Here is a 7,606-nt window from a genome sequence, read left to right as displayed (position 1 = left end):
GATAGAGCGCTTTTCCAGAACATTGAAGCTGACCGGCAGGGCTCCGGAACGCAGCAATACTGCTAAATCCTGGGCTTCCTTGGCGTCGAAATTGCCTTCGATGATAGCATTGCCGTCGGTTATGGCCTGGTTGACGATGGGGGCGCTGATGGGCTTGCCGTCCAATACGATCACCAGCGGTTTGCCTACATTAGCGGTAGTGGCCTGGGCAAACAGATCGGCGCCTTCTTTGTCAAACTTGAGTTCTACATAGGCCTCCTGGGTGTTGGGGTTGACCCGGGCCTGGGCATCAGTCAAATTCTTGCCGCTTACCAGAACATTGCCCTGCTCATCCTGAAACTCCAACTGGGCTACGTTTTTGAGTATATCTACGGCGGCCTCAGGATCATCTTCCCCGGCGATCTCGATAACCACCCGGTCTTTTCCCTGTGGATACAGGCTGGTCTCTCTGACCCCCAGGCTGTCCACGCGGTCGCGTATGATGCCTACGGCTTTTTGAATGGTGTCATCAGTGATCGGTTCACCCGGCTTTTCCTGGGCCTGTAATACCACCCGCAGGCCGCCCCTTAAATCCAAGCCCAGATCCAGGTTGTTTACCAGGGGCTTCTGCAGGAAAAATACAGCCAGACCCAGGGCGATCACAATCACTGCACTTATGGCAATACTTAAGTTTCGGTTCACTAATGCATTCCTCCACAACTTTACTTAGATCAGCTTGGCTCCATTTATAATGAGTTCGAATTCGCAGCCCAGAAAATCAGCGGCCCGGCGGCACAACAGCATGCGGCTCAGGAAAATCTCGAAATACTCCATCACTGGGCAGATAGCGGTGTCTATAGCCATCACCATGGAGATGAGCTGTTCCTCTTCATCGATATTCACAATAGAATACTCTACAGCGTAATTGACCCGGTCATGAATATCGAAGGTGGCGACATCATGGTTCCTGACCCGGTTGCGGTGTACATGCGACTTGTCAGCCAGGATCAAGGCCGCAGCCACCGCGTTTACCGGTTGACCGCTGCCTTCGTCATGATTGCCGATAGCCGCACAGATGACAGAGATTTCATCTTCCGGCATTTGCATACGATTGAGCAGCTCCCAGGCGATCAGGGCTCCGGCCTGACTATGCCCGTTGCGGCTGATGACATTGCCGATGTCATGCAGATATCCGGCAATCGCTGCCAAATCGGCCATGCGCTCCGGGTATTTCAATTTAAGCAAGATTTCCCGGCTGAGCCGCGACACCACTTTAACATGGACCTGGCCGTGATCAGTGTAGCCAATCGCTTCCAGATGCTTATTCCCCTGCTTGATAAAGCCCTTCACCAGGGGGTGGCGATAAAGGTCGGCGACTTCGAGCATGATTATTCTGCCTCATCGACGCGGTAGGCTACCGCGGTTTTCAAAAACTCGATCTCTATGTTGTCATTAACTCTGATCATGACGGTCTTGTCTTTTATGCGGGCTACTTCCCCCCTTATGCCGCCGATGGTCACAACCTTCTCGCCCCTTTTGAGGGATTCCAACAGTTCTTTATGACGCTTCTCCTGCTTTTTGCGAGGTTGTATGATAAACACCCAAAAAATCGCAATAAACCCGCCAAAATAGAGAACCAAGGTTAGTACGGAATTGTCCAGTGGCATTCGATATCACCCCTTAAATTTGATCAACTTAAGTTAAATTCGCGACTTAAAGCTAAAATCCTCTAAGATATTTGATAAACAGTTAAAAACTGGTGGTAAAAGTCCATATATCGGCCTGCCCGGATAGCCTGGCGGGCTTCTTTCATCAGGTTCACCAGAAAATGCACGTTATGGTAAGTGATCAGCCGGTGGGCCAGCATTTCACCGGCTTTAACCAGATGCCTGATATAGGCGCGGCTGAAACCTTTACAGACCGCACAGCCGCAGTCTGGATCCAGGGGCAGAAAATCCTCGGCATATTCCCGGTTGCGCACGGTAATCCGGCCCTGGCGGGTATAGGCGCTGCCATGGCGGGCTAAGCGGGTGGGTAAGACGCAGTCGAACATATCTATGCCGTGCCGTATCCCCTCCAGCAGATCCTCCGGCGCACCCACGCCCATCAGGTAGCGCGGGCGTTCCCGGGGCAGCAGGCTGTCCATGGCTTGTATGGTCTCATACATCTCCTTTTTGGATTCGCCTACACTGAGACCCCCGATGGCATAGCCTGGGAAGTCCAGGGCCAGCAAATCCTGGGCGCTCTTTAGACGCAAATCAGGGAAAACATTGCCCTGCACGATGCCAAATAATATCTGCCGGTCGGAATGGTGTGCTTCCCGGCACCTCCTGGCCCATAGCGTGGTACGTTCCACCGCCTGCCGGGCTTCCTCGTAATTGCAGGGATAGGGGGCGCATTCATCGAAGCACATGGCGATATCGGCCCCCAAATCCATCTGGATCTGCATTACCTTCTCAGGGGTGAGAAAGTGGGCGGATCCATCGATGTGGGACTGAAACTCCACTCCTTGGTCACTGATCTTGCGCATGGCACTGAGGCTGAAAACCTGAAACCCGCCGCTGTCGGTCAATACCCCTCGCTCCCAGTTCATAAAGCTGTGCAGTCCGCCGGCCCGTGCAATCAGCTGCTCACCGGGGCGCAGGTAAAGGTGGTAGGTGTTTGACAATATTATGGAGGCCCCGATCTGATAAAGATCGTCCGGGGTCAGAGTCTTGACCGTGGCCTGGGTTCCCACCGGCATAAACACCGGAGTCTCGGCATTTATATGCCCGGTTTTCAAGCAGCCCGTCCGGGCCCGGCATAAGGGATCATTCTTCTCTATTGTAAACATCATAGCACCTCAACTGTACTTGTAAATTTATCCGTTCAAGACAAACCACATACTTTTCAGCAAATCAACATCGCGTCTCCATAACTGAAGAAGCGATACTTTTCCTTAATGGCGTGCTGATAGGCCTGTCTGGTCTTTTCCACCCCCAAAAAGGCCGATACCAGCATCAGCAGTGAAGATCCGGGCAGGTGAAAATTGGTTATCAGCTGGTCAATGGCATTAAAATCGTAACCAGGGTAGAGGAAACAGTCGGTTTCCCCCTGCCCGGCCCGATAACCCCGGTCTTTATCATAAATGGTCTCCAGGGTGCGCACCACGGTAGTGCCTACCGCGGTGATCCTCCCCCCCTTTTCCCGGGCCCGATTGAGCAGGGATGCTGTTTCGGCGCTCACCTGGTAAAACTCGCTGTGCATCTGGTGCTGGCGAATATCGGCGCAGCTGACCGGGCGGAAAGTCCCCAATCCCACATGCAATACCACCGTGGCTATCTGAACTCCCTGGGCCTTTATCTCCTCCAGCAGGGTTGTGGTAAAGTGCAGGCCGGCCGTAGGCGCGGCTGCCGAACCGCTGTGTCTGGCATAGATGGTCTGGTAGCGCTCCGCATCACCTGACTCGTCACTGCGCTCTATATACGGCGGCAACGGGATATGCCCCGCCCGGGCAATAAACCCATCCTCATCACAATGGTTTAAGACCAGCCGCCTCCCTCCGGGAAAACCAAGCTCGGCGGTGATGACTGCCTCAGCCTCTTCAAACCCGGGGAAGAGTATGCGGTATCCGGGACGCAGGCGGCGGGCCGGCCTTACCAGGGCTTCCCATTCCGGGCCCTGTTTGCGCAGGAGCAATATCTCCACCTGCCCCCCGCTCTCTTTTACTCCCAAGAGCCGGGCGGGAATGACTTTGGTGTCATTTAAGACCAGTACATCGCCGGGATGCAGGTAGTCTGCCAGCTCTTTAAAATAGCGGTCATGCATCGCCCCGCCTTTGCCTTCCACCACCAGGAGACGGGAAGCATCCCGCGGTTCGGCCGGATACTGCGCAATCAGCTCCGGCGGCAGGTCATAATGATACTGCGCTAAATCATAATAGGGGCTGTTGTCATCCACTGACATGGATATTATCTCCTCAAAAACAGATTTAACAGGACGGTCAGGATCAAGCTCAGAATCAAGCCGGTAGCCAGCGGAAAGTAGAGGGTGAAATTGCCGCGGCGGATCACAAAATCACCGGGGATGCGAAATCCCTCTCCGCCCAGCTTGCTCATCAGCAATAATCCCAGCCCTGCCAGGAGAATTAACGCCCCCATGGTGATGAGGAGCCTGGCGATACTATCCATACCATTCATGATTTTGGGTCCTCCTTCTTCCGTTTCGCAGAGGCATAGCGCTCCTGTTCGCTGTACAGGCATCCGCAGTACTGCTGCCGGTAAAGCCCGGCCTCCTTGGAGCGGCTGACGGTCTCTTTATAGTCGCTGCGGAAGTCCCGGTACAGGAAGGGGACCCCATATTTTTCAGCAGCCATCTCCCCGGCCTCCTTGATGAGGTCATGCTTTTGAAAGGGGCTGACCAGAAGCGAGGTCGAGAAATAATCGAACTTGCCGGAGCGGGCCATCTGTGCGGTCTTGTGCAGGCGGATCTGATAGCATAACTGGCAGCGCTTCTGTTCCCGGAAAGTAATGTGGTGGAAATAATCCACCGGGTTGTAAGGCTCCTCGCCGATCAGTTTGAGCCCCTGCTGCCGGGCATACTCCTGCAAAGCCTCCAGGCGTTTGGCATATTCAGTAAAAGGGTGAATGTTGGGATTGTAAAAATAGCCCCGCACATCAAAACCCTCTTTTCTGAGGGCGGGAAGGGGAACGGTGGCACAGGGCCCACAACAGGTATGCAAGAGTACTTTGTCCATAATTCACTCCATTACTCGCCATCATCAGGCGCGTCAGCGCCAAGGTTAAAAAGGTCAGATTTCCAGGCCGGATTTAAAGGATAACCCAGATGCTTGTAGGCATTCTCCGTAGCCACGCGCCCCCGCGGGGTCTTTTGTATCAATCCCAGTTTAATCAGGTATGGTTCGTAGACATCGCTTAAGGTATCTCCTTCTTCTGACACCACGGCAGCCAGTGTTTCCAGGCCCACCGGGCCTCCCCCGAATTTATTGATCAGGGCTTCCAGTATCATTCTGTCCACGTTGTCCAGGCCGCATTCATCGATTTCCAGGCTGCTCAAGGCCATTTGAGCCAATCTCAGGCTTATCACCCCGTCGCCTTTCACCAGGGCAAAATCCCATACCCGGCGCAGCAAGCGATTGGCGATGCGCGGCGTGCCCCTGGCCCGGCGGGCGATCTCCCGGGCGCCCTTCTGGTCTATACGCAGGCCCATAATCACAGCCGCCCGCTCGATGATCAACAAAAGGTCATTTTCATTATAAAAGTCCAAGCGGCAGTTGATGCCGAACCGGTCCCTTAAGGGTGAACTCAAGAGGCCTGGACGGGTGGTGGCGCCTATCAGGGTGAAAGGAGGCAAATCCAGGCACAGTGTCCTGGCCCCGGGCCCCTTGCCGATAACTATATCGATCGTGTAATCCTCCATAGCCGGATACATGATCTCTTCCACAGTACGGTTTAAGCGGTGTATCTCATCGATAAACAGGATCTCACCCGGCTCCAGGTTGGTTAGAATCGCCGCCAGGTCTCCGGGACGTTCGATAGCCGGGCCCGAGGTTTTGCGGATCGATTTGCCCAGTTCATTGGCTATGATAGTGGCCAGGGTGGTCTTGCCCAGACCCGGAGGCCCGCTCAAGAGGATATGGTCTATGCTTTCCGCCCGCCCCCGGGCAGCCTCGATAAATACCTGTATGTTGCCTTTGACCTTGCTCTGCCCGATATAGTCCGCCAGTCGCAAAGGCCTCAGGGAGGTATTCTCTTGATGATCCTCTTCCCCGATAAAGTGAGGCGATATTAAGCGCTCATCCCGCATGTCCTGCCTCCCTCCTATTTCTTAAGCTGTTGGGCTTTCTTCTTCAGCACCAGCTTGACATTATGGGCTACTTCCCGGCCTAACAGCCCCTGGTTTTTCAACTCCATCAACTCGGGAAAAACCTCGCTGCGGTTGTATCCCAGGGCCTCCAAAGCCTCCATAACTTCGCTGAAGGGCAGGGGGCTCTCGGATGGCGTCGGGGTCAAAGCCAGTTCGGCAGGCACCTTGTCTTTCAATTCAAATAATAAGCGCTGGGCGCTCTTTTTGCCCACCCCGGAAATCGCCAGCAAAGCCTTTTCGTCCTGACTGGCGATGGCCTGGTAGAACCGGGCCGGTTCCATATGGCCGAGCACGTTGAGAGCGGCTTTAGCGCCGATGCCGGATATGGACAAGAGGAGCCGGAACAGATCCAGTTCGGCCTGATCCAGAAACCCGTACAGCTTGAATTCATTCTCGGAAACCGCCAGATGCGTGTGGAGCATAACCGGCTGCCCGCACTGGGGCAGCCCGTTCAGCGCACGCGGGTGGATGTTGATTTCATAGCCCAGGCCGTTCACGTCGATTACAGCCAGATCCCCTCTGAGGTTGTGCAAAATACCCTTAACAAAAGCAATCATAAACAAGCCACCTTTGCCTGCGAATTTCCATAGCCTAAGCCTTATATAAATTGGATAAGCGGTGGAAGTGCAGGTGGCAGATGGCCGCGGCCAAGGCATCTGCAGCATCATCCGGCTGCGGCGTTTCTTTGAGGGCCAGCAGCTTCTGCACCATGTACTGCACCTGCTTTTTATCAGCTCCGCCGTATCCGACCACCGCCTGTTTGACCTGCAGCGGGGTGTATTCGGCTATACAGAGTCCGGCCTGGGCACTGGTCAGTAAAATCACTCCGCGGCTCTGAGCCACCGTAATTACGGTTTTGGCATTTTTGTGATAGTAGATCTGTTCTACCGCTACCGCATCGGGCTGAATATCCTCAATCAGCTGAGTCAATTCCCCGTTGATCGACAGCAAGCGCCGGGGCATCTCCATATCCGCAGCGGTGGTGATCAAGCCATAGTTCAGCAGGCGCATGCGCCCGCCGCGGTATTCGACCGCCCCGTAGCCGGTGCGGGCAGTCCCCGGGTCAAGTCCTAAAACCCTCATAAAAGCGACTTCCTTACCCCATAGATACATTTATGATACTTGATATTGTTTTCCAGTGCCATGAGTAAATAGCCCAGAAAATAAAGACTAAGGCCAGATAACCGGCCTTAGCATAAGCAAACTTGTGTTCGGGGACCTTTACATATATTCGTCGAGGCTATCCAGGGCGTCGTTTAACATGGCTTCATTCGCAAATTCATACTGGCCATTGCGAATGGCAGCTACAATTTCCCCCGGCAAGACATCTATTCTGATGGTCGTAACCCTTAAGAGTTCGTCATGAGCCGCATCCGGCCCCTTGTAAACGGCCAGACGCCCCTGATATTCCTTTATCCGGGTCTTCTCGTAGTCCTGCGGGCACCAGTCGCCGACCAGCTGCCGCAAGGTGATGGTGTTGCCTTCGATTTTAACCATATAGCCGTTCTGTTCATTGTACAGCTGCCGGATTTCATCCACGGTTTTGCCGATCAATTCTATAGCATTGGGAAACTCAGAAATGACCACATGGCCGCATTGCTGATATTCCCGCTCGTAGATCACCTGGGTGTTGTTGTCCACCCTGCTCTGTACCGGCTCAACCTCAACTATCGGCTTGCGTTCATTAACCAGTTTATTAAAGGGCTGCCCGCCGGTGAGAAAAAATCCCAATCCCACCCCCAGGAGCAAGGCTGCCACAACC

11 protein-coding genes are annotated in these 7,606 nt (G+C 54.1%); all 11 read right to left on the bottom strand.

The features are described from left to right. Nucleotides 1-681, bottom strand: a 681-nt coding sequence (locus B2633_RS16910) for a preprotein translocase subunit SecD (RefSeq protein WP_483171847.1), incomplete at its 3' end; no start/stop codon positions are given. Nucleotides 682-705: 24 nt separating this feature from the next. Continuing rightward, a complete protein-coding gene (locus tag B2633_RS16905; protein ID WP_481038012.1) occupies nt 706-1,365 on the bottom strand; it encodes an HD domain-containing protein in 660 nt (219 codons plus the stop codon). A gap of 2 nt (nt 1,366-1,367) precedes the next feature. Continuing rightward, nucleotides 1,368-1,646, bottom strand: a complete 279-nt coding sequence (gene yajC, locus B2633_RS16900; RefSeq protein WP_481038011.1) for a preprotein translocase subunit YajC — start codon at nt 1,644-1,646, stop codon at nt 1,368-1,370. A gap of 62 nt (nt 1,647-1,708) precedes the next feature. Next, the gene (tgt, locus tag B2633_RS16895; RefSeq protein WP_483171846.1) at nt 1,709-2,815 is read right to left on the bottom strand and encodes a tRNA guanosine(34) transglycosylase Tgt; all 1,107 of its coding nucleotides are present in this window, start codon (nt 2,813-2,815) and stop codon (nt 1,709-1,711) included. Between the two features lie 53 nt (nt 2,816-2,868). Then, the gene (gene queA, locus B2633_RS16890) at nt 2,869-3,924 is read right to left on the bottom strand and encodes a tRNA preQ1(34) S-adenosylmethionine ribosyltransferase-isomerase QueA (RefSeq protein ID WP_483171845.1); all 1,056 of its coding nucleotides are present in this window, start codon (nt 3,922-3,924) and stop codon (nt 2,869-2,871) included. A gap of 5 nt (nt 3,925-3,929) precedes the next feature. After that, nucleotides 3,930-4,157: a DUF2905 domain-containing protein gene (locus tag B2633_RS16885; protein ID WP_483171844.1), complete on the bottom strand. Its 228-nt coding sequence runs from the start codon at nt 4,155-4,157 to the stop codon at nt 3,930-3,932. Further along, nucleotides 4,154-4,714 carry an epoxyqueuosine reductase QueH gene (locus tag B2633_RS16880; protein WP_483171843.1) on the bottom strand — a complete coding sequence of 187 codons (561 nt, stop codon included), beginning with the start codon at nt 4,712-4,714 and terminating at the stop codon, nt 4,154-4,156. Before B2633_RS16880 ends, B2633_RS16885 begins: the two co-directional genes overlap by 4 nt. A gap of 11 nt (nt 4,715-4,725) precedes the next feature. Further along, on the bottom strand, nt 4,726-5,784 hold the full coding sequence (gene ruvB, locus B2633_RS16875) for a Holliday junction branch migration DNA helicase RuvB (protein ID WP_483171842.1): 1,059 nt from the start codon (nt 5,782-5,784) through the stop codon (nt 4,726-4,728). Nucleotides 5,785-5,798: 14 nt separating this feature from the next. Continuing rightward, nucleotides 5,799-6,401 (bottom strand): Holliday junction branch migration protein RuvA, encoded by a 603-nt coding sequence (gene ruvA, locus B2633_RS16870; RefSeq protein ID WP_483171841.1) that lies wholly within the window; start codon nt 6,399-6,401, stop codon nt 5,799-5,801. Between the two features lie 34 nt (nt 6,402-6,435). After that, nucleotides 6,436-6,927, bottom strand: coding sequence for a crossover junction endodeoxyribonuclease RuvC (ruvC, locus tag B2633_RS16865; protein WP_483171840.1), 492 nt, complete (start codon nt 6,925-6,927; stop codon nt 6,436-6,438). A 138-nt stretch (nt 6,928-7,065) separates the two neighbouring features. After that, nucleotides 7,066-7,606, bottom strand: a 541-nt coding sequence (locus B2633_RS16860) for a hypothetical protein (RefSeq protein WP_483171839.1), incomplete at its 5' end; no start/stop codon positions are given.

It is taken from the genome of Syntrophomonas sp. UBA1041, from assembly GCF_002316705.1.
Taxonomy (GTDB): domain Bacteria; phylum Bacillota; class Syntrophomonadia; order Syntrophomonadales; family Syntrophomonadaceae; genus DTU019.
Note: the sequence above shows the minus strand (reverse complement) of the source record. Positions and strands in the feature narration are given on the sequence as shown.